The following is a 20,486-nucleotide window of genomic DNA, read 5'->3' as shown; positions in this document are numbered from 1 at the left end:
GACGCGAGGTCACGCGATCAGCGATACATTTCCGCCGGCGTGACGCTCGAGCCGCCCGGCAAGGTCGAGTTCCAGGAGAACCATGGCGATTTGCGCGGCGCTCAGTCCGGTGTGGCGGATGATGTCGTCCACCGCGGTGGGTGTGGGCCCAAGCGCCTCCAGCACGTCGGCGCGGTCGTTTTCGCCGGGCGGCGGCATGGCCGACATGTCCGGCGCCTCGGCCAGCGGCGTGGGTCTTGGAGCGCGGGTGCCGGCAAGCGGTGCCAGGGCGCCCAGCACATCTGCGGCTTCGGTGACGAGTGTGACGCCGTCCTTGAGCAGGGCGTTGCAGCCGGCGGCGCGCGGATCGAGCGGCGAGCCGGGCACGGCGAAGACCAGCCGGCCCATTTCATTGGCAAGGCGTGCGCTGATGAGCGAGCCGGAACGTTGCGCGGCTTCGACCACCACCAGGCCGAGCGCCATGCCGGCGACAAGGCGGTTGCGGCGCGGGAAATCCTGGGCGCGCGGCTGCCAGGCGAAGGGCATTTCCGAAACGATGGCGCCGCCGCGATCGGCGATCTCGTCGCACAGGCCGGCATTCTCGGGCGGGTAGGGGACATCGAGCCCGCCGGCCAGAACGCCGATGGTTCCGGTCGAAACGCTGCCTTTGTGCGCGGCCGTATCGATGCCGCGCGCCAGGCCCGAAACGATGGCGTAGCCTTCACGGCCGAGGTCGGCTGCCAGCATGCGCGCCATCTTGATCCCGGCCAGCGAGGCGTTGCGGGCGCCGACCATCGCCACTGCCGGCAGACGGAACACCGCGCCTTCGCCTTTCACCGCAAGCAGCGGCGGCGGATTGTCCAAGGTTTTCAGCAAGGGCGGATAATCGGCCTCGCCGATGCCGACGAAGCGGGCGCCGGCGCGCCGGGCTGCGTCCAGCTCGGCTTCCGCCTCGGCGACGGAAGGGATGCGGACGATACGGTTGGCGCCGCCGGAGATCATCAATTCGGGCAGCATTTCGAGTGCTGCTTCGGCCGAGCCGAAGCGGTTGATCAGCTCGCGAAACGAAGCTGGACCGACATTGGGCGTGCGGATCAGCCGAAGCCAGGCAAGCCGCTGCCGGTCGCTGAGGCGCGGGCCGGCGGCCGGAGCGCTCATCCCTTCGCCCCGATCTTGCCCTCGGTGCCGGCCAGCAGCCGCGAGATGTTGGCATGGTGCTTGATGATGACGATCAGGCTCATCACGGCGAACAGGCCGGCGATCTGCGGCGTGCTGATGAAATAGAGCGCGATTGGTACGATGACCGCCGCCGTCAGTGCGGCCAGCGAGGAGTATCGAAACAGAAAGGCCATAGCGAGCCAGACGACGGCGAAGACGAGCATGCCTTGCCAGGCAAGGCCGAGCAGCACGCCGAGATAGGTGGCGACGCCCTTGCCGCCTTTGAAGCCGAGCCAGACCGGGAAGAGATGGCCGAGGAAGGCGCCGAAGCCGGCCGCCAGTCCGAAGTCCGGCGAAAAATGCCCGGCGACCAGCACCGCCGCTGTACCTTTCAGCGCATCGAGCAGAAGCGTGGCGGCAGCAAGCCCCTTATTGCCCGTCCTCAGCACATTGGTCGCGCCGATGTTGCCGGAGCCAATCTTGCGGACATCGCCGAGACCGGCAGCGCGGGTGATCAGGAGCCCGAACGGGATCGAGCCGAGCAGATAGCCGAAGACGAGCGCGATCGCGTAACCCATCGTTTCCCCCATATTCTCTCGTCCGGGCTCTCGCCTTGCGATTGATGCAATTTGCGTTATACAACCCTAGTTTGCAATAGTTGGCGTTGCTCCGGCATCACTCGGGCATAATGGTAGAGTCGGGAGGGTTCGCCAAGCAACCTGTGCCCGCAGGTTCGCCTGGGCCGAAGGGCGGTCTATGCGGAAAACACCGTGCGGCCCGCGACCAGCGTCTGCAGGACCTTGCCCTGGAGGCGCGCGCCTTCGAAACAGGTGTTCTTCGAGCGCGAGTGCAGACCGCCTTCACTGACGATCCAGGGTTCGTCGACGTCGATCACGGCGAGATCGGCCGGTGCGCCCGGTTGCAGCGTGCCGCCCGGCAGGCCGAACAATCTTGCCGGCGCCGTGGACAGCGTCTCGATCAGCCTGAGCAGCGGCACGTCGCCATTGTGGTAGAGCCGAAGTGCCGCGCCAAGCAGCGTCTCCAGCCCGACAGCGCCGGCGGCCGCGTCGGCGAAGGGCAGGCGCTTGGTGTCGACGTCCTGCGGGTCGTGCGAGGAGACGATGATGTCGATCGTGCCGTCCTTGATCGCTTCGATCATCGCCAGCCGGTCGTCCTCGGCGCGCAGAGGAGGGGTCAGCCGGAAGAAGGTGCGGTATTCGCCGACATCGTTCTCGTTGAGCGACAGATTGTGGATGGCGACGCCCGCCGTGACATTGGCGCCGTCCGTCTTGGCCCGGTTCACCGCGCCGGCCGCCATCGCGGACGAGATCTTGGCGGCGTGGTAGGCGCCGCCGGTCAGCCGGGCCAGCGCCAGGTCGCGCTCGAGCGGGATGAGCTCGGCCTCGCGCGGAATGCCCGACAGGCCGAGCCAGCTTGCGTAGAGGCCTTCGTTCATCACGCCAGACGAGGCGAGGTTCGCATCCTGGGTTTCGTGCGCGATCACACCGCCGAAATCGCGCGCATAGGTCAGCGCCCGGCGCATCACCAGCGCATTGGCGATGGTGTGGCGGCCGTCGGTGTAGGCGACGGCGCCTGCCTCGCGCAGCAGGCCGAATTCGGTCATCTCGCGGCCTTCGAGGCCCTTGGTGATCGCGGCCGCTGGGAAGACGTTGACGCTTGCGGTGTCGCGCGCCGTGCGCAGCACGAATTCGACCAGCGCCACATTGTCGATCACCGGATCGGTATCCGGCATCATGACGATGGATGTGACGCCGCCGGCCGCCGCCGCCACGCTTGCCGACGCGATGGTCTCGCGATGTTCGCCGCCGGGTTCGCCGATGAAGACGCGCGCGTCGACAAGGCCCGGGATGATCGTCTTGCCGGCGCAGTCGACCACGGTGGCGCCTTCCGGCACGCCCTGGTTCAGCGCGGCCTTGCCGGCCGCTGCGATCTTGCGGCCGTCGATGATGACGCTGCCGATCTCGTCCACGCCGCGCGACGGGTCGACGATGTGCGCCTTGCTGAAGACGGTCACGCTCATGCGCCGCGTCCCTCATGGTTGCGGCGCGGGTCGAGCAGCGCTTCCATGACCGCCATGCGCACCGCGACCCCCATCTCCACCTGTTCCTGGATGACGCTTTGCGGCCCGTCGGCGATCTCGGAAGCGATCTCTACGCCGCGGTTCATCGGCCCGGGATGCATGACCAGCGCATCGTCCTTGGCGGCTTTCAGCTTTTCGGCATCGAGGCCGAAATAGCGGAAATATTCGCGGATCGACGGCACGAAGGCGCCTTCCATGCGCTCGCGCTGCAGGCGCAGCATCATCACGACGTCGGCATCCTTCAGCCCCTCGGCCATCGAGCGCGCGACGATCACCCCCATCCTGTCGATGCCGGAGGGCAGCAGCGTCGAGGGCGCCACGACGCGCACCTGCGCGCCCAGCGCGTTCAACAGCATGATGTTGGAGCGGGCGACGCGCGAATGCAGGATGTCGCCGCAGATCGCCACGATCAGCTTCGACAGCGGGCCCTTGGCGCGGCGGATGGTCAGCGCGTCGAGCAGGGCCTGGGTCGGGTGCTCATGCGCGCCGTCGCCGGCATTGACCACCGAGCAGCCGACCTTCTGGGCGAGCAGGGCAGCAGCACCCGCCGACTGGTGGCGGATGATCAGGATGTCCGGCCGCATGGCGTTCAGCGTCATCGCCGTGTCGATCAGCGTCTCGCCCTTCTTCACGGAGGAACTTGCCACCGACATGTTCATGACGTCGGCGCCGAGCCTTTTTCCAGCGAGCTCGAAGGAGGACTGCGTGCGGGTCGATGCCTCGTAGAACAGGTTGATCTGCGTGCGGCCGCGCAGCGTCGAGGTCTTCTTCTCCGGCTGGCGCGAGATCGAAACAGCCCGGTCGGCGCGATCGAGCAACAGCTCGATATCGGCCGGGGAAAGATCGCGGATGCCCAGAAGATGGCGATGGGGGAAGAGCGGCAGGGACGAAGCGTCGGTCATCTCAAGGCGCTGCTATAGGGTGCGGTCCGGCCTCCCGCAAGCGCCAGCTTTGGATTGCGGGCGTTCTCCCCGGTATTTTCGTCGCGCGTGCCGTAACGCTTGGGCTATAAGGCCGAATGGCCTCGGATTCGCAATCGCGGCCTTGGGATGTAAGGAAGACGCGTGACCGACGAGGTGATCAACCAGCCGCCGCCGCTGACGGGCGGCAACGCATGGCGAGGCGATCCGTTGCTCATCCAGCTTGCCGAGCGTTTTTCCGATCCCGTGCGCAAGGATCTCGACGGGCTTGGCCGGTTCGTGATGACGCAGGAGGCGCAGGAGCTTGCCCGCCTCGCCAACACCGACACGCCGAAATTGCGCACGCATGACCGCCAGGGCCGGCGCCTCGACCTCGTCGAATACCATCCGGCCTATCACGCCTTGATGCGCCGCTCGATCGCCGGCGGCCTGCATTCTTCCGTCTGGGAGAACGGCGATGCCGAGATCGGCCGCCGGCATCAGGTGAGGGCGGCGCGCTTCTATCTGACCGCCGAGCTCGAGACCGGGCATCTGTGCCCCATCACCATGACCAGCGCCTCGCTGGCGGCGCTGATGGCGAGCCCAAAACTTTTCCGCGAATGGGCGCCGCGCGTGACGACGCGCAAATACGACCAGACGCAAAAGCCGCCGGTGCAGAAGACCGGGCTGACGCTCGGCATGGGCATGACCGAGAAGCAGGGCGGCACGGACGTGCGCGCCAACACCACCAGGGCGGAGCGCACCGGCAGCGGCTTCTATCGGCTCACCGGCCACAAATGGTTCATGTCGGCGCCGATGTCGGACGCCTTCCTGGTGCTCGGTCAGGCGCCTGAGGGGCTGTCCTGCTTCCTCGTCCCACGCATTCTTGGCGATGGTTCCGGCAACGGCTTCCGCTTCCAGCGGCTGAAGGACAAGCTCGGCAACCGCTCGAACGCCTCGTCGGAGGTGGAGTTCGTCAATGCGATCGGCGAGATGGTCGGCGATCCGGGCGCGGGCGTGAAGACCATCATGGACATGGTGACGTTGACGAGGCTCGACTGCGCGGTCGCTTCCTCGGCGCTGATGCGGGCGGGCCTTGCCGAAGCCGTGCACCACACGCGCCATCGCCAGGTGTTCGGCTCGAACCTGATCGACCAGCCGCTGATGCAGCGGGTTCTGGCCGATATGGCGCTCGACGTCGCCGCGGCCACGGCGCTGTCGTTCCGGCTGGCGCGCTCCTTCGACGAGGCGGCGAGCGATCGCGGCGAGGCGGCCTTTGCCCGCGCCATGACGCCTGTGGTCAAATACTGGGTCTGCAAGATCGCGCCGGCGCTGCTCTACGAGGCGATGGAGTGCCTCGGCGGCAACGGCTATGTCGAGGAAGCGCCGCTTGCCCGCTACTATCGCGAGGCACCGGTCAACGCGATCTGGGAAGGCTCGGGCAATGTCATGGCGCTCGACGTGCTGCGCGTGCTTGGCCGCGCGCCCGGCCTGTTCGAGGAAGTGCTGGCCGGCATCGACCGCGATCTCGGCACCGGCGGACGCGGCACGATCGGCGTGCTGAAGGCGGCGATGCAGGTCGCCGCGACCGACCAGGGTTCGGCGCGCCTGCTCACCGAACAGCTCGCGCTTTCGGCCGCCGCGGCGGAGCTTCGCAGGCTGGGAGCAGGGCGGATCGCCGACGCTTTCGTCGAAACGCGGCTCGGCGGCCAGTGGCGCACCACCTACGGCATGCTCGATTCACGCCACGATGCGCGCATGATCATCGATACGCTCTATCCGCCCGTGACCTGATCCGGCTCTGGCGATCGAGCATGATGCCATCCGCCAATTGCCGGCCTGTGGATAGCTGTTAACCTTAACAAATGGTTTCCATTGCGGCGGACCTTCGCAAAGCCCAATCTCCGCTTGCTGGAGTAGGGAACGGTTAACCATGGCCCGGGCTCCGCGAAGCAGGATGCAAATGCGGCATGTGTTGAGCTCAGTTCTGGCCTTGCATTGGGCGGTGGTTTTCGCCCTGCTTGCCTATGTCTGCATGGACGGCAGCCGGGGCATAGCAGCGGCGCTTGGCGTGCTCGGCCTCTCGATCCAGGGCGGCCGGTTTCCGCAGCTTGAAAATGTCGCCGTGGTCGCGCCGCTTTCGGTCGCGCTCCTGACCGTCGCGGTGTTGTTCTGCTGGGCTTTTGTCGAAACGCTGCTCAACGGCGCGGCAAGGCCGGACGCGGGTGAGAGCGTGGCGCGGGTCGCTTTCATCTTCGCGTCGTCCCTGCTTTCGCTGATTCTCATCGGCGGCGTGGCGCAAGGCATCGACGGCCTGTTCGTGATCGTCGGCATTCAGATGACGGCCCTGCTTGCCTCCTATGTCGCGGTGACGGCCGAACGCCGCTCAGCCTTTGCCGCCGCAATGAATTTGCCCCAGGGCGATGTTCGTGCCGCCTCGCGCATGGCGATGGGGGCTGCGCACAGCTCCTTGCTTTCGCGCATATCAGGCCGTCCGGAAAACAAGCCTGGAGGCAGTCGCTGATGCGCACGCTGTTCACACTCTGGGCTGCTCCGATGGCCATCTTCTGGGGATGGTTCTTCCTGTCGGCCAACGACATGAATTTCGGCTATGTGATGCTGAGCCGACAGGTGCACGATTTCGCCTTCCAGCTTTATGGCCAGATGCTTGGCGTCGACCCGGCCATCATCCCGGGCATGGTGGCGCGGACCTGCGTTTTCGACTTTTTCCTGCTCATGGGGCTGTGGGCCTTCCGCCGCCGGCGCAACATCGCCGAATGGATAAGGCAGCGCCGGCAGGGCGATATCAGCCCCGATCGGCTCGGCCGAGCGACTGAAGCCGGTCCAGGGCTCCCTGCAGAATAAAGGCGGCCGCCGCTGAATCGATCTTGCCGGCGCGCTTCTTGCGCGAGAAATCCATCTCGATCAGCGTGCGTTCGGCCGCGACCGTCGACAGGCGCTCGTCCCACAGCACGAAGGGCAGATCGGAAAGCGGCGCCATGTTGCGGACGAAGGCGCGCGATTTTTGCGCACGGGGCCCTTCCGAGCCGTCCATGTTGACGGGAAGGCCAAGCACGATGGCGCCGACATTGTCCTGCTCGAGTTGAGCGATGAGTTGGGCGGCGTCGAGCGAAAATTTCTTGCGCAGGATGACCGGGCGCGGATGGGCGAAAGACAGCCCGCGATCGGAGACCGCGACGCCGATCGTCTTGTCGCCGAGATCGAGCCCGGCGAGCGTCTTGCCGTTGGCGAGCCGCGCCGGCAGTTCGGCGATTGAAATAATACCCAATGGCTTCCCCTGACATCCGGGCGTCACATCCTTTTGACGTTTAGGAGTAGCGCGCCACTTTAAATTTGCCGCCAGCGTTCTATCCTTCGGCAACAGAAAAATCGAGGAAAGCATTGATGAAACTGACCTGGTACGGACATTCGGCGTTCCGCGTCGAGACCAAGGATGCCACCATTCTCATCGACCCCTATCTGGTCGGCAACCCGTCCTGGACGGGCGGCTGGGAAGGCCCGGCGGAAGGCGTCACACATGTTCTCCTGACCCATGGCCATAACGACCATGTCAGCGGCGCGGTCGAGGTGCTGAAGAAAAGTGGCGCCATGCTGGTCGCCAATTTCGAGATCTGCATGTATCTGGTCGGCCAGGGCGTCGGCGGCGACAAGATCAATCCGGGCAATATCGGGGGCACCGTCGACTGCGGACCGTTCACCACGACCTTCGTCCAGGCGCTGCATTCGTCTTCTTTCGGCGGCCAAGGCGGCACGAACACCTATCTCGGCAATCCGGGTGGGCTCGTCCTGCATTTTCCCGAAGACAAGACGCTCTACCACATGGGCGACACCGACATCTTCTCCGACATGGGGCTGATCAACGAGCTTCACGAGCCCAAGATCGGCATCGTGCCGATCGGCGACCGCTTCACCATGGGCGGCGCGGTGGCGGCCCTTGCCTGCCGCCGCTTTTTCGATTTCGACACCGTCATTCCCTGTCATTTCAGGACTTTCCCGATGCTCGACCAGACCGCCGACAAGTTCGTCGCCGGCTTGGAAGGCTCGGGCGTCAAGGTGGCGCTGCCCGAGGTGGGCAAGGCGATCACGATCTAGGTTGCCTCATCGACCGGCGGGGGCCAACGCGCGCGATCGATCCGGCATCATCCATGTTGCGCGCTGAGCGCCGCGCCGCTATAGCCCGCACTGGTTTTCCCGAGGCGAAAAGAACATGTCCGTTGATCTTCAGACCGTGAAGCGCGTCGCGCGCCTTGCCCGTATCGCGGTGAGCGAGGAGGATGCCGAGCGCATGACCGGGGAATTGAACGCCATCCTCGGTTTCGTCGAGCAATTGAACGAGGTCGATGTCTCGGGCGTCGAGCCGATGACCTCGGTCACGCCGATGGAGATGAAGAAGCGCCAGGATGTCGTCACCGACGGCAACAAGCCCGCCGACATCGTCGCCAACGCGCCGGCCACCGAAGAGAACTTCTTCCTCGTTCCGAAGGTGGTGGAGTAGGCCGTGGCTGTCGAGATCGCCGTCGAGACGCCTCTGCAGGACGACGTGCGCGCGCTGGTCGCTGAGCTCAACGAGGCGCTGCTCGAACTGACGCCGCCCGAGCATTGCTACCACCTCACCGTCGAGCAGATGGCGGGCTCGGATACGACGGTGTTCATCGCGCGCGACAATGGACTTGCCGTCGGTTGCGGCGCGCTGAAGCGCCACTGCGAGGCCATCGGCGAGGTCAAGCGCATGTACACGCGGCCGTCGCATCGCGGCCAAAAGATCGGTGCCGAGATCGTCGGGCGGGTCGAGGCGTTGGCTCGCCAGGAAGGGTTGACGCGGCTGGTGCTCGAAACCGGCGATCGGCATCCCGCCGCCTGGACCGTTTATGAGCGCGCCGGATTCACGCGTTGCGGACCGGTGCTGGATTATCCCGACTCCGAATGGTCGGTGTTTTACGAAAAGAGCCTTGCCTGATGAGCGATCTCACACATCTCACCATTTCCGAGGCCCGCGCCAAGCTGCGCGGCAAGGAGATCACCGCGGCCGAAATAACCGAGGCCTATCTCGCGGCGATCGAGCGCGCCAATCCGGTGCTGAACGCCTATGTGACCGTGACCGCCGACAAGGCGCGCGACATGGCAAAGAACTCGGATGCCGAGCTCGCCAAGGGCGAGGGCGGCGCGCTGGAGGGTATCCCGCTCGGCATCAAGGACCTTTTCGCCACCGAAGGCATCCACACCCAGGCCTGCAGCCACGTGCTGGACGGCTTCAAGCCGCGCTATGAATCGACCGTGACCGCCAATCTGTGGGCCGACGGCGCCGTCATGCTCGGCAAGCTCAACATGGACGAGTTCGCCATGGGCTCATCCAACGAGACCTCCTATTACGGCCCGGTGATCAATCCGTGGCGCCGCTCGCGGTTCGATACGGTGGTGATGCCGACGACGCATCAGGGCGATGGCGGCTTCGTCTCCGCCGGCGGCACCAAGACCCAGCGCACGCTCGACAACGCCCAGCTGGTGCCGGGCGGCTCGTCCGGCGGCTCGGCGTCGTCCGTGGCCGCATTCCTGTGCGCCGGCGCCACCGCAACCGATACCGGCGGCTCGATCCGCCAGCCCGCCGCCTTCACAGGCACGGTCGGCATCAAGCCGACCTACGGGCGCTGCTCGCGCTGGGGCATCGTTGCCTTCGCCTCGTCGCTCGACCAGGCCGGGCCGATCGCGCGCGACGTGCGCGACGCCGCGATCCTGTTGAAGTCGATGGCTTCGGTCGATCCGAAGGACACGACCTCGGTCGACCGCCCGGTGCCGGATTATGAGGCGGCGATCGGCAAGCCGATCAAGGGCATGAAGGTCGGCATTCCGAAGGAATACCGCGTCGACGGCATGCCGGAAGACATCGAGGCGCTCTGGCAGAAAGGCATTGCCTGGCTGAAGGATGCCGGCGCCGAGATCGTCGATATCTCCCTGCCGCACACCAAATATGCGTTGCCGGCTTACTACATCGTGGCGCCGGCCGAGGCTTCCTCGAACCTCGCTCGTTACGACGGCGTGCGCTATGGCCTGCGCGTGCCCGGCAAGGACATCATCGACATGTATGAGAAGACGCGCGGCGCCGGCTTCGGCCGCGAGGTCAAGCGCCGCATCATGATCGGCACCTATGTGCTGTCGGCCGGCTACTACGATGCCTACTATCTGCAGGCGCAGAAAGTGCGCACGCTGATCAAACGCGACTTCGAGAATGTCTTTGCCGCGGGCGTCGACGTCATCCTGACGCCGGCAACCCCGTCGGCCGCCTTCGGCATCGCCGACGAGGACATGGCCTCCGATCCGGTCAAGATGTATCTCAACGACATCTTCACGGTGACGGTGAACATGGCGGGTCTTCCCGGCATTTCCGTACCGGCGGGCCTCGACGGCAAGGGCCTCCCGCTTGGCCTGCAGCTGATCGGCCGCCCGTTCGACGAGGAAACGCTGTTCCAGACGGCCAACGTCATCGAGCAGGCGGCGGGCAAATTTCAGCCGGAAAAGTGGTGGTAGCGTCGTCCCCTCCAACAAGAGGGTGAGGGATGTTCTACTTACTGTCGAAAGTCTTCTGGTTCTTCGGCCAACCGATCAACCTGGCGATCTTCCTGCTGGTCGCCGGCCTGTTGGCAGCGCTGTTCAGGCGCCGTCGGCTGGCAGCGACAGGCAGTGTGCTCGGCATCGCGATCCTGGTTCTTTCGGCCTGGACGTCGGTCGGCGCGATGATGCTCAATCCGCTTGAAGAACGCTTCCCCAAGCCGCCATTGCCCGAGAAGGTCGACGGCATCGTCGTGCTCGGCGGCGGCTTCGAGGGCGCCATCAATCTGGCGCGCGGCGGTTATGAGCTGAACAGCAGCGGCGACCGCATGGTGGAGACCGCGATCCTCGCCAGGCGTTTTCCGCAGGCAAAAATAGTCGTGTCCGGCGGCAATGGCTCGCTTTTCCTCGACGGCGAGGGCGACGCCGACACGGCGCCGAGGCTGCTCGGGGCGCTCGGCGTCTCCGCCGATCGCCTGATCCTCGAGGACAAATCCCGCAACACTTACGAGAACGCCGTCTTCTCGCGAAAGCTGGTCGAGCCGAAGCCTGGCGAGACCTGGCTGCTGGTCACCTCGGCCTTCCACATGCCGCGCGCCAAGGCGCTGTTCGACAAGGCGGGTTTTGCGACCATTCCATGGCCGGTCGATTATCGCACCTCGGGCAAGGAAGGCGTCGGCTTCTATCGCGACAATCCGATGGACTCCATACAGGCGACCACCATCGCGGTGCGCGAATGGATCGGGCTTTTCGCTTACAGGCTGTCCGGCAAGATCGATCAGTTCTTTCCCGGACCGGGCGGCTGACCGAGCACCGCTTGTCGCGCCGCTGAAAAGAACTGGCGGCGCACCAGCACAGCCAGAAGCAGCAGCGTCGACATCACGAAGACGATCGGGTCGACGAACCAGCCGAGATAGCCGATCGAGAAGAAGACGGCGCGCAGGCCGGCGTTGAAGTGCTTGCCGGCGAGCACGTTCATGCGCGTCGCCCGCCACACCGCGGTTTCGCTGACCGGATTGCGCGAAGCCGGGCCATGCGGCGTCGGCACCGCGCCGATCAGGATCGAGCAATAGTTGAACAGCCGGTAGGCCCAGCCGAATTTGAAGAACGCGAAAGCCAGGATCAGCACAAGGCCGAACACCTTGGTCTGGAAGGCTTCGCGCGAGGAAGCAGCGCCGAAGGGCAGGTCGGCCAGGACTTGCAGCACGCGATCGGAAGCGCCGAGCAGGGCAAAGCAGCCGCCGAGCGCGATCAGGGAAGACGACGCAAAGAAGGCGGTGCCTTGCTGCAGGCCGCCCATGATGGCGGTATCGACGATGCGGATTTCGCGCTCGGCCATATTGCGCATCCAGGCTTCGCGCTGGGCGTTCATCGCGGTCGTCAGCGAGACGCGGCTGATCAGCTTGCCGTCGGAGGCGAGCGTGTGCAGCACCCAGACGACCATGAAGAAGGTCAAAGCCGCCAGATCTGCGATTGAAAGATGAAGTGAGTCGCCCATGCATTCTTGTAACACAGGCCGGGTCGGCGCTTCGACGGCGCCCAAGCTGTCGGCACTGCGATGTCGCTGGCGGAGCAAACAAGGTCGGCAGCCGCCGCGCCGCGACATGCAAAACAGCGGAAACATCCAGGGAATTCCTATATGTAAGTTTCTGACCGGCCCTCAGGAGACAACGGCCCGTGTTCCTTTCGGTTTTCGACCTGTTCAAGATCGGCATCGGCCCTTCGAGCTCGCACACGATGGGGCCGATGACGGCCGCGCGCCGTTTCCTCGACGAGATCCTGGCCGGTGACTGGCCGCGGCCGGCGGGCGTGAAAGTCGATCGTATCGGCGCCAGCCTGCATGGATCGCTTGCCTATACCGGCATCGGCCACGGCTCGGACCGCGCCGTCATCCTCGGCCTGGCCGGCCAGACGCCGCAGACGGTCGATCCGGACGAGGCCGACGGTATTGTCGAGCGCATCGGCGCGGAGAAGCGGATTTCGCCGCCGGGGCACCCAGCATACCGTTTCGATCCCGCCAAGGACCTCGTGCTCGACCGCAAGACGCCGCTGACCGGCCATGCCAACGGCATGGCTTTCTATGCCTATGATGCCTCCGACCGACTGCTGCTCAAGCGCATCTATTATTCGATCGGCGGCGGGTTCGTCGTTTCCGAGGAAGAGCTGCAGCGCATGAAGTCCAAGGGCTCGGTGACGACCGAAGGCAAGAAGGTGCCGTACCCGTTCAAGAATGCCGTCGAGATGCTGGCGATGGCGGCAAAGAGCAGGCTCTCTATCGCCGAGATGAAGCGCGCCAATGAGGAAAAACACATGTCGCGCGAGGAGCTCGATGCCGGGCTGGACGCGATCTGGAGCGCGATGAAAGGCTGCATCGACCGCGGCCTGTCGCAGGACGGCATCATGCCGGGCGGGCTGAAGGTGCGCCGCCGCGCGCGGCAGTTGCACGACAAGCTGCAGGAACAGTGGCAGCAGAACCGGCCCAATCCCTTGCTCGCCAATGACTGGCTGTCGATCTACGCCATGGCGGTCAATGAGGAGAACGCCGCCGGCGGCCGCGTCGTCACCGCGCCGACCAACGGCGCGGCCGGCACGCTGCCGGCCGTGCTGCGTTACTGGCTGCATTTCCATCCCGAAGCGGACCAGCCGAGCATCCGCGACTTCCTGCTGACAGCCGCCGCTGTTGGCGGCATCATCAAATCCAACGCCTCGATCTCGGGCGCCGAGGTCGGTTGCCAGGGCGAGGTGGGTTCGGCCTCGGCCATGGCAGCGGCGGGTCTTTGCGCCGTCATGGGCGGCACGCCCGAGCAGGTGGAGAACGCCGCTGAGATCGCGCTCGAGCATCATCTCGGCATGACCTGCGATCCGGTCGGCGGCCTGGTGCAGGTGCCCTGCATCGAGCGCAATGCGCTCGGCGCGGTGAAGGCAGTGACCGCCGCCTCCTTGGCCATCAAAGGCGACGGCACGCATTTCGTGCCGCTGGACGCAGCGATCGAGACCATGCGCCAGACCGGCCTCGACATGAACGAGAAGTACAAGGAAACCAGCCTCGGCGGGCTGGCCGTGAATGTCGTGGAGTGCTGAGGTCTTACCGAGACTCCAGGCTGGCCCTGTGGAGAAGTCGCTCGAGGCGTTGACGCGTCAACCCTTGCGGCTAAATCTGGGGGCATGTCTCTCAATCTCATCAAACTGTGCGTCGGCTGCGACAGCGTCGAGGATCTCGAAGAGTGGATCGCCTTCCGCCTCGATGAGCGGCGCCGTGCGGGCGAGCCGGCCGAGCATTGGCACACCACCCGTATGGTACCGACGCGCGGCAGCGAGATTACCGATGGCGGCTCGCTCTATTGGGTGATCAAGGGCAGCGTGCAGTGCCGGCAACTGATCACCGAGATCAGGCCCTTCACCGACGCTGAAGGTATTGGCCGCTGCCATCTGGTGCTCGATGCCGAGGTCGTGCGCACCGACTGGCAGCCGCGGCGCGCTTTCCAGGGCTGGCGTTACCTCAAGCCCGCCGATGCGCCGGCCGATCTCGGCAAGGGCAGGGCGGCACTCGCCGAAATGCCGCCGAAGCTGAGGCTGGAACTCGCCGAACTCGGCCTGCTCTAAAGCAGCTTGTGTATCGCCGTCCCGGCGCTGGCCCTTCGGCTCGGCCAGCGTGGGGCTTGCAAGCGCCGGACCTAGGTCCCATCCTATTTCCATGCTCAGTCATTCGTATGGCGGCGCAAACCGATGGGTGTGATCCTCGCATTGGCGGCAATCCTTGTGGTGCTTTTCGGCGCCGCGTTGCTCTTTGTGCGCGCGGATCCGGCAAGGATGGCGGATAGTCTCAGGTCGCTTGGACCGGCCTTGCTGGGCCTCGTCGGCGCGCCCATGCTGATCTTCGGCCGCAGCCTCATTGGCGGACTGCTTTTGCTCGCGGCGCTCGCCTGGGTTGGCTGGATTCGCACGAGGCGGCCTCCGGCGCGGGCCGCCGCTTCCAAGCATTCGACGGTGCGCACCGCCGCACTCGAAATGGACCTCGACCACGACAGCGGCAGGCTCGAGGGGCTTGTTCTGGCCGGGCGCTATGAAGGCAAGATGCTTGGCGCGATGGGGCTGACGGATCTGCGCCAGCTTTATGGCGAGCTCAGCCCCGACCCGGAGAGCCGCCAGCTCTTAGAGACGTATCTTGACGGCCGTTTTCCCGTCTGGCGCAAGGACGCGCAGCCGCACGGTGGCGAAGGGCTGAGTGTTGCGCCAGGTGCGGGCGCCATGACTAAGGAGGAGGCCTACAAGATCCTTGGTCTTGAAGCGGGGGCTGCCGCGGCGGATATCCGCAAGGCGCACCGCCGCCTGATGCAGCGCCTGAATGCCGATGTCGGTGGCACGTCTGTCCTGGCGGCGCGAATCAATGAAGCCAAGGACGTCCTGCTCTCCAATCACGATTAGTCTCCTTCGACGCCGGTACCTTCCGGGAGATTTCAACAGCCGCCTATTGCTCGACGGCGTAGCACGAGATTTTCTTGCGTTTCAGCGCATCGCAGGCCTTCCAGGCAGCGTCCTTCGACCCGAAGCCGCCGAAGCGAGCGCGGTAGTAGGTGGTGCCGTCCTTGTCGAAGGCGACGGTGAAGCCGGACGCATCGGCCAGGACCTTCGGCGCCTGCTTGGCGGTCTGGTCGAGCAGGCTCTGAGCTCCGGATTTGGTGGGCGAGGAGGCGACCTGAACCACCCAGCCGGACGGCACCGACGACGTCTTCACCGGATCGATCGCCGGCGCGGCCGGTGCCGGTTCGGCATAGGCCGCGACCGCCTGCGACGTGGTCTCCTGCGGCTGAGGAGCCGGCGCCATGCCGGCCACGGCAACCGTCTTCACCTTCTTGACCTGGATCACGGGCTTCGTCTTTTCGGCGACCTGTTGGGTGTCGTCCTGGCTGTCATCAGCCGAGGCAACGACAGTGTCGTCCGTCGCCGGCTTTTCGTCCGGTGTCGGTGCGTCATGCTTGGGCAAGAAGACCTTGGCCAGCGTCTTGATCGGGTTGTCGTTGCCCTTGGCGATGAGATCGCCGCCGCCGCGCGTCGAGGCGCGCGGCAGATAGGTGTTGATCAGCGCTGCCATCTGGTTGTCGCGGCTGCGGCCGGAAGCGCCGCCCATCACCACAGCGACGAGCCGTCGATCGCCATCGGCGACGGAGGACACCAGATTGTAGCCCGAGGCGCGGGTGTAGCCGGTCTTGATGCCGTCGACACCCTTGATGCGGCCGAGCAGGCGGTTGTGGCCGTTGATGCGCTGGCGGCCGTACAGGAACGAACGCTGCGAGAAATAGCCGTAATATTGCGGGAAGTGCTCGCGCAGAGCGATGCCAAGCATGGCCATGTCGTGCGCGGTGGTGAACTGGCCGGGGTCGGGCAGGCCGTTGGCGTTGCGGAAGACGGTGCCGTTCATCCCGAGCTGGCGCGCCTTGGCCGTCATCATGCGGGCGAAATTGTCTTCGCTGCCGCCGAGCATTTCGCCAAGCGCGGTGGCCGAGTCGTTCGCCGATTTCGTCACGATCGAGAGAATCGCGATCTCGACCGGAACCGAGCCGCCGGGGCGCACGCCAAGCTTGGTCGGCGCCTCGGCGGAGGCATGCGCGGAAAACGGAACCGGCGTGTTCTTGCTGATCCTGCCCTTCGCCAGCGCCTCGAAGGTGAGGTAGAGGGTCATCATCTTGGTGAGTGAAGCCGGATAGCGCCTGCCATTGGCGTCGGCCGAATAGAGCACCTTGCCGGTCTTGGCGTCGACGACGATGGCCGCGGACTTGGCGGCAAGGGCCGACGCGACTTCGGCGGCGACAATCGTCACCGCGAGCGCGGCAACCATGATTGCCTTGAAGGAGAATGAAGATCTGGAGACGAAGCCCGACAACGCCTGACGCACCGTTACTTACCCTGAATTTTCGTTGCCCCGGAGGCGGCAAAGGGAGTGCCTGCCTCACTTCCGGCCAAGCTATCGCGCGCAGCGTTACCAATCCGTTTATGGTAACCGCCGCGTTCACCATTTTTCGGCAAATCGAGCTTCTCTTTAATCGAATTTTACCGGCCGGCGGCGCTGAAGCCCCTGCTTACCCAAGGGATTCTTGACTTTTGTGCAGCGCACAATATATTGAGGTGCATTGCACAAGGGCGCCCGGGGCCAAAAGGGCGTTTCAACCAAGGGAAGAATGAAATGACCCAGACCTATGAGGACTTCTCGAAATACGGCAAGGAGTTTGCCGACACCGGGCTGAAGAGCTTTGCCTCGCTGACCAAGGGTGCGCAGGCGATCGCCACCGAAGCCGGCGAATACACCAAGAAGAGCTTCGAGGCCGGCAGCGCCGCCGTCGAGAAGCTGTTCGCGGCCAAGTCGATCGAGAAGGCCATCGAGATCCAGACCGATTACGCCAAGCAGAGCTATGAGAGCTTCGTGGCCGAGGCCAGCAAGATCGGCAATCTCTATGCCGAACTCGCCAAGGAAGCCTACAAGCCTTTCGAATCGGTGGTCGCTAAGGCGAAGTAATTTCGTCCCACCACAACCGATACGGCCAACCGGCCTGCGGAAAGGGCCCGGTCGCGGAAACGCGGCCGGGTTTTTTCATGCGCGACCGCAACCCGATGCACATTGCCGCATTCACGATTGAGAAATTCGCTGAGGTTTGCCCACCTAGCCATATTGTCAGCTAAACAGAAGGGCTTAAAATCGTCCATCGAGAACCTACATGTTGAACTCGCATGAGGATTCGAAAAGGCTGGACTACGTGACGATCGGTTTGACTGCCACGGCGGGCGTGGTGCGAATGCAAAGTGACGGGGACCGCAACGATCCCGGTCGCGGTACCGCTGTCATCACGCGCACCAAGACCAAAACCAAAAAGCCCAGTCTCTACCGGGTCCTTATTCTGAACGACGACTACACGCCCATGGAGTTCGTCGTTCACGTCCTGGAGCGTTTTTTCCAAAAGGACCGCGAGGCCGCCACGCGCATCATGCTTCATGTTCACAATCATGGAGTGGGCGAGTGCGGTGTCTACACATTCGAGGTGGCCGAGACCAAAGTGTCCCAGGTCATGGATTTCGCCCGACAGAATCAGCATCCGCTGCAATGCGTGATGGAGAAGAAGTGAGGTAACATGCCGGCTTTCTCCCAAGGCCTGGAAAAGGCGCTACATCAGGCGCTGACATTCGCCAACGAGCGGCATCATGAGTATGCGACGCTCGAACATCTGCTGCTCGCCCTCATCGACGACACCGAGGCGGCTGCGGTCATGCGCGCCTGCAACGTCGATCTCGACGAGCTCAAGCACACCGTTCTCACCTATATCGACACCGAGCTGGACAACCTCGTCACCGGTTACGACGAGGACTCCAAGCCGACCGCCGGCTTCCAGCGCGTCATCCAGCGCGCCGTGATCCATGTGCAGTCGTCCGGCCGCGAGGAAGTGTCCGGCGCCAACGTGCTCGTCGCCATCTTCGCCGAGCGTGAGAGCCACGCCGCCTACTTCCTGCAGGAACAGCAGATGACCCGCTACGACGCGGTCAACTACATCTCGCATGGCATCGCCAAGCGCCCGGGCGCTTCGGAATCGCGCACCCCGCGCGGCGCCGAGGACGAGCAGGGCGGCCAGAACGGCGCCGAGCCGCAGGAGGAAAACGGCAAGAAGAAGCAGCAGGACGCGTTGACGGCCTACTGCGTCAACCTCAACAACAAGGCGCGCGCCGGCAAGATCGACCCGCTGATCGGCCGCGACAGCGAGATCAACCGCACCATCCAGGTGCTGTGCCGCCGCTCCAAGAACAACCCGCTCTATGTCGGCGACCCCGGCGTCGGCAAGACGGCGATCGCCGAGGGCCTCGCCAAGCGCATCGTCGAAGGCGATGTGCCGGAAGTCCTGCAGGACGCGACCATCTTCGCGCTCGACATGGGCACGCTGTTGGCCGGCACCCGCTATCGCGGCGACTTCGAGGAGCGGCTGAAGCAAGTGGTGAAGGAGCTCGAGGACTATCCGGGCGCGGTGCTGTTCATCGACGAGATCCATACCGTGATCGGTGCGGGCGCCACCTCGGGCGGCGCCATGGATGCGTCGAACCTCCTGAAACCGGCGCTGTCGTCCGGTGCGATCCGCTGCATCGGCTCGACCACCTATAAGGAATTCCGGCAGTTCTTCGAAAAGGACCGCGCGCTCGTGCGGCGCTTCCAGAAGATCGACGTCAACGAGCCGACCATCGAGGACGCCATCGAGATCATGAAGGGCCTGAAGCCCTATTTCGAGGAGTTCCACAAGGTCCGCTACACCAGCGAGGCGATCAAGGCCTCGGTCGAGCTGTCGGCGCGCTACATCAACGACCGCAAGCTGCCGGACAAGGCGATCGACGTGATCGACGAGACCGGCGCCTCGCAGATGCTGGTGCCGGAGGCCAAGCGCAAGAAGACGATCGGCATCAAGGAGATCGAGGCGACGATCGCCACCATGGCGCGCATCCCGCCAAAGACGGTCTCGGCCGACGACGAGAAGGTGCTGCAGGGGCTTGATGTCGAGCTGAAGCGCGTCGTCTACGGCCAGGATACCGCGATCACAGCGCTGACCTCGGCGATCAAGCTGGCGCGTGCCGGCCTGCGCGAACCGGAGAAGCCGATCGGCTCCTACCTGTTCTCGGGCCCGACCGGCGTCGGCAAGACGGAAGTGGCCAAGCAGCTTGCTGCCTCGCTCGGCGTCGAGCTGATCCGCTTCGACATGTCGGAATACATGGAACGCCACACCGTCTCGCGGCTGATCGGCGCGCCTCCCGGCTATGTCGGCTTCGACCAGGGCGGCCTGCTCACGGACGGTGTCGACCAGCATCCGCATTGCGTGCTGCTGCTCGATGAGGTCGAGAAGGCGCATCCGGACCTGTTCAACATCCTGTTGCAGGTGATGGACCACGGCAAGCTGACCGACCACAACGGCAAGCAGATCGACTTCCGCAATGTGATCCTGATCATGACCACCAATGCGGGCGCGTCGGATGCGCAGCGTGCGGCGATCGGTTTCGGCTCGACCAAGCGCGAAGGCGACGACGTCGAGGCGATCAACCGGCTGTTCACGCCGGAGTTCCGCAATCGTCTCGATGCGATCATCCCGTTCGGCTCGCTGCCGGTGCCGGTGATCCATCAGGTGGTGCAGAAGTTCGTCATGCAGCTCGAGGCCCAGCTCTCCGAGCGTGGCGTCACCTTCGACCTGTCGCCGGACGCGATCGCGTGGCTGGCCGACAAGGGCTATGACGAGCGCATGGGCGCGCGGCCGCTCGGCCGCGTCATCCAGGAGCACATCAAGAAGCCGCTGGCGGACGAAGTGCTGTTCGGCAAGCTGAAGAAGGGCGGCACGGTGCGCGTCACCGTCGAGAAGAAGGAAACCGGCGAGTCCGGCCTGAAGCTCGAATCGCTCGCCGACGAGTCGCCCGTGCAGCCGAAGAAGGAAGAGCCGGAGGACGCGCCGAAGCCGAAGAAAGCGGTGGCCAAGAAGCCTGCGCCCAAGAAGGCGGTGGCGCAGAAGCCGGAGCCGAAGGGCAAGGACGGCAACAAGCGCAGCCTTGTGCCGCAACTGCCGCGCAAGGGCTGATAGGCCTTATCCCGAATTGCAGAAAAGCCCCGGCGACGGGGCTTTTTTTTTTGCAAGGAAAACGTGGAAATGCCGCACGGATCTTGCCGGCGTTTTCGGGCAGGTTTTGTGACTGCCCGCATGGCCGGTGTCCTCAAAACGCGCCAACAGATTTTCCTGGATCAATGGAAAGACGATGCGCCGCTTACGGTGCGGTCG

The 20,486-nt window shown here is 64.7% G+C and carries 21 protein-coding genes; 14 read left to right on the top strand and 7 right to left on the bottom strand.

The annotated features are described in order from the left end of the window. Positions 1 to 9: 9 nt before the first annotated feature. From dprA to DPM35_RS21870, 4 genes are all read right to left on the bottom strand, one after another. On the bottom strand, positions 10 to 1,137 hold the full coding sequence (gene dprA, locus DPM35_RS21885) for a DNA-processing protein DprA (RefSeq protein ID WP_112129320.1): 1,128 nt from the start codon (positions 1,135 to 1,137) through the stop codon (positions 10 to 12). Further along, positions 1,134 to 1,715: a glycerol-3-phosphate 1-O-acyltransferase PlsY gene (gene plsY, locus DPM35_RS21880; protein WP_112129319.1), complete on the bottom strand. Its 582-nt coding sequence runs from the start codon at positions 1,713 to 1,715 to the stop codon at positions 1,134 to 1,136. The genes dprA and plsY overlap by 4 nt, the downstream gene beginning before the upstream one ends. 176 nt (positions 1,716 to 1,891) lie before the next feature. Then, positions 1,892 to 3,178: a dihydroorotase gene (locus tag DPM35_RS21875; protein WP_112129318.1), complete on the bottom strand. Its 1,287-nt coding sequence runs from the start codon at positions 3,176 to 3,178 to the stop codon at positions 1,892 to 1,894. Then, positions 3,175 to 4,140, bottom strand: a complete 966-nt coding sequence (locus tag DPM35_RS21870) for an aspartate carbamoyltransferase catalytic subunit (protein WP_095818664.1) — start codon at positions 4,138 to 4,140, stop codon at positions 3,175 to 3,177. Before DPM35_RS21870 ends, DPM35_RS21875 begins: the two co-directional genes overlap by 4 nt. 162 nt (positions 4,141 to 4,302) lie before the next feature. Between DPM35_RS21870 and DPM35_RS21865 the strand changes: the two genes are divergently transcribed. From DPM35_RS21865 to DPM35_RS21855, 3 genes are all read left to right on the top strand, one after another. Next, on the top strand, positions 4,303 to 5,931 hold the full coding sequence (locus DPM35_RS21865; RefSeq protein ID WP_041007137.1) for a DNA alkylation response protein: 1,629 nt from the start codon (positions 4,303 to 4,305) through the stop codon (positions 5,929 to 5,931). Positions 5,932 to 6,100: 169 nt separating this feature from the next. Next, on the top strand, positions 6,101 to 6,661 hold the full coding sequence (locus DPM35_RS21860) for a hypothetical protein (protein ID WP_112129317.1): 561 nt from the start codon (positions 6,101 to 6,103) through the stop codon (positions 6,659 to 6,661). Beyond that, positions 6,661 to 7,002, top strand: coding sequence for a DUF6105 family protein (locus DPM35_RS21855; protein WP_112129316.1), 342 nt, complete (start codon positions 6,661 to 6,663; stop codon positions 7,000 to 7,002). Before DPM35_RS21860 ends, DPM35_RS21855 begins: the two co-directional genes overlap by 1 nt. Here DPM35_RS21855 and ruvX read toward each other — a convergent pair. Beyond that, positions 6,944 to 7,426, bottom strand: a complete 483-nt coding sequence (gene ruvX, locus DPM35_RS21850; RefSeq protein ID WP_112129315.1) for a Holliday junction resolvase RuvX — start codon at positions 7,424 to 7,426, stop codon at positions 6,944 to 6,946. The genes DPM35_RS21855 and ruvX overlap by 59 nt on opposite strands. Positions 7,427 to 7,542: 116 nt before the next feature. Here ruvX and DPM35_RS21845 point away from each other — a divergent pair, with 116 nt between their 5' ends. From DPM35_RS21845 to DPM35_RS21825, 5 genes are all read left to right on the top strand, one after another. After that, a complete protein-coding gene (locus DPM35_RS21845) occupies positions 7,543 to 8,250 on the top strand; it encodes a metal-dependent hydrolase (RefSeq protein WP_112129314.1) in 708 nt (235 codons plus the stop codon). Positions 8,251 to 8,365: 115 nt separating this feature from the next. After that, positions 8,366 to 8,653 carry an Asp-tRNA(Asn)/Glu-tRNA(Gln) amidotransferase subunit GatC gene (gene gatC / locus DPM35_RS21840; RefSeq protein WP_040987223.1) on the top strand — a complete coding sequence of 96 codons (288 nt, stop codon included), beginning with the start codon at positions 8,366 to 8,368 and terminating at the stop codon, positions 8,651 to 8,653. A gap of 3 nt (positions 8,654 to 8,656) precedes the next feature. After that, the gene (locus tag DPM35_RS21835) at positions 8,657 to 9,115 is read left to right on the top strand and encodes a GNAT family N-acetyltransferase (protein ID WP_112129313.1); all 459 of its coding nucleotides are present in this window, start codon (positions 8,657 to 8,659) and stop codon (positions 9,113 to 9,115) included. Further along, the gene (locus tag DPM35_RS21830) at positions 9,115 to 10,680 is read left to right on the top strand and encodes an amidase (protein ID WP_112129312.1); all 1,566 of its coding nucleotides are present in this window, start codon (positions 9,115 to 9,117) and stop codon (positions 10,678 to 10,680) included. The genes DPM35_RS21835 and DPM35_RS21830 overlap by 1 nt, the downstream gene beginning before the upstream one ends. Before the next feature lie 29 nt (positions 10,681 to 10,709). After that, complete coding sequence (locus DPM35_RS21825; protein WP_112129311.1) at positions 10,710 to 11,507, top strand: YdcF family protein; 798 nt, start codon at positions 10,710 to 10,712, stop codon at positions 11,505 to 11,507. On the opposite strand, the gene DPM35_RS21820 is transcribed toward DPM35_RS21825, so the two are convergent. Further along, complete coding sequence (locus tag DPM35_RS21820; RefSeq protein ID WP_112129310.1) at positions 11,480 to 12,199, bottom strand: DUF599 domain-containing protein; 720 nt, start codon at positions 12,197 to 12,199, stop codon at positions 11,480 to 11,482. The genes DPM35_RS21825 and DPM35_RS21820 overlap by 28 nt on opposite strands. Before the next feature lie 179 nt (positions 12,200 to 12,378). On the opposite strand from DPM35_RS21820, the gene DPM35_RS21815 reads away from it, so the two are divergent. The 3 genes from DPM35_RS21815 (at position 12,379) to DPM35_RS21805 (ending at position 15,126) form a co-directional block, all read left to right on the top strand. Beyond that, entirely contained in the window at positions 12,379 to 13,782 is a 1,404-nt protein-coding gene (locus tag DPM35_RS21815; RefSeq protein WP_112129309.1) for an L-serine ammonia-lyase, read from the top strand. Between the two features lie 84 nt (positions 13,783 to 13,866). Then, a complete protein-coding gene (locus DPM35_RS21810) occupies positions 13,867 to 14,304 on the top strand; it encodes a DUF1489 family protein (protein ID WP_112129308.1) in 438 nt (145 codons plus the stop codon). 123 nt (positions 14,305 to 14,427) lie between these two features. Continuing rightward, positions 14,428 to 15,126: a J domain-containing protein gene (locus tag DPM35_RS21805; protein WP_112129307.1), complete on the top strand. Its 699-nt coding sequence runs from the start codon at positions 14,428 to 14,430 to the stop codon at positions 15,124 to 15,126. Positions 15,127 to 15,169: 43 nt separating this feature from the next. Here the strand turns inward: DPM35_RS21805 and DPM35_RS21800 are convergent, their stop codons facing one another. Next, positions 15,170 to 16,594, bottom strand: coding sequence for a D-alanyl-D-alanine carboxypeptidase (locus DPM35_RS21800; protein WP_112129306.1), 1,425 nt, complete (start codon positions 16,592 to 16,594; stop codon positions 15,170 to 15,172). Positions 16,595 to 16,882: 288 nt separating this feature from the next. Here DPM35_RS21800 and DPM35_RS21795 point away from each other — a divergent pair, with 288 nt between their 5' ends. The 3 genes from DPM35_RS21795 to clpA all read left to right on the top strand — a co-directional run bounded on the left by DPM35_RS21795 (position 16,883) and on the right by clpA (position 20,288). Beyond that, positions 16,883 to 17,212, top strand: coding sequence for a phasin family protein (locus DPM35_RS21795; RefSeq protein ID WP_095818678.1), 330 nt, complete (start codon positions 16,883 to 16,885; stop codon positions 17,210 to 17,212). Positions 17,213 to 17,489: 277 nt separating this feature from the next. Next, positions 17,490 to 17,816 carry an ATP-dependent Clp protease adapter ClpS gene (gene clpS, locus DPM35_RS21790; RefSeq protein ID WP_040972327.1) on the top strand — a complete coding sequence of 109 codons (327 nt, stop codon included), beginning with the start codon at positions 17,490 to 17,492 and terminating at the stop codon, positions 17,814 to 17,816. A 6-nt stretch (positions 17,817 to 17,822) separates the two neighbouring features. Then, positions 17,823 to 20,288 carry an ATP-dependent Clp protease ATP-binding subunit ClpA gene (clpA, locus tag DPM35_RS21785; RefSeq protein WP_112129305.1) on the top strand — a complete coding sequence of 822 codons (2,466 nt, stop codon included), beginning with the start codon at positions 17,823 to 17,825 and terminating at the stop codon, positions 20,286 to 20,288. Positions 20,289 to 20,486: the final 198 nt, after the last annotated feature.

It is taken from the genome of Mesorhizobium atlanticum (assembly GCF_003289965.1).
GTDB lineage: Bacteria > Pseudomonadota > Alphaproteobacteria > Rhizobiales > Rhizobiaceae > Mesorhizobium > Mesorhizobium atlanticum.
Note: the sequence above shows the minus strand (reverse complement) of the source record. Positions and strands in the feature narration are given on the sequence as shown.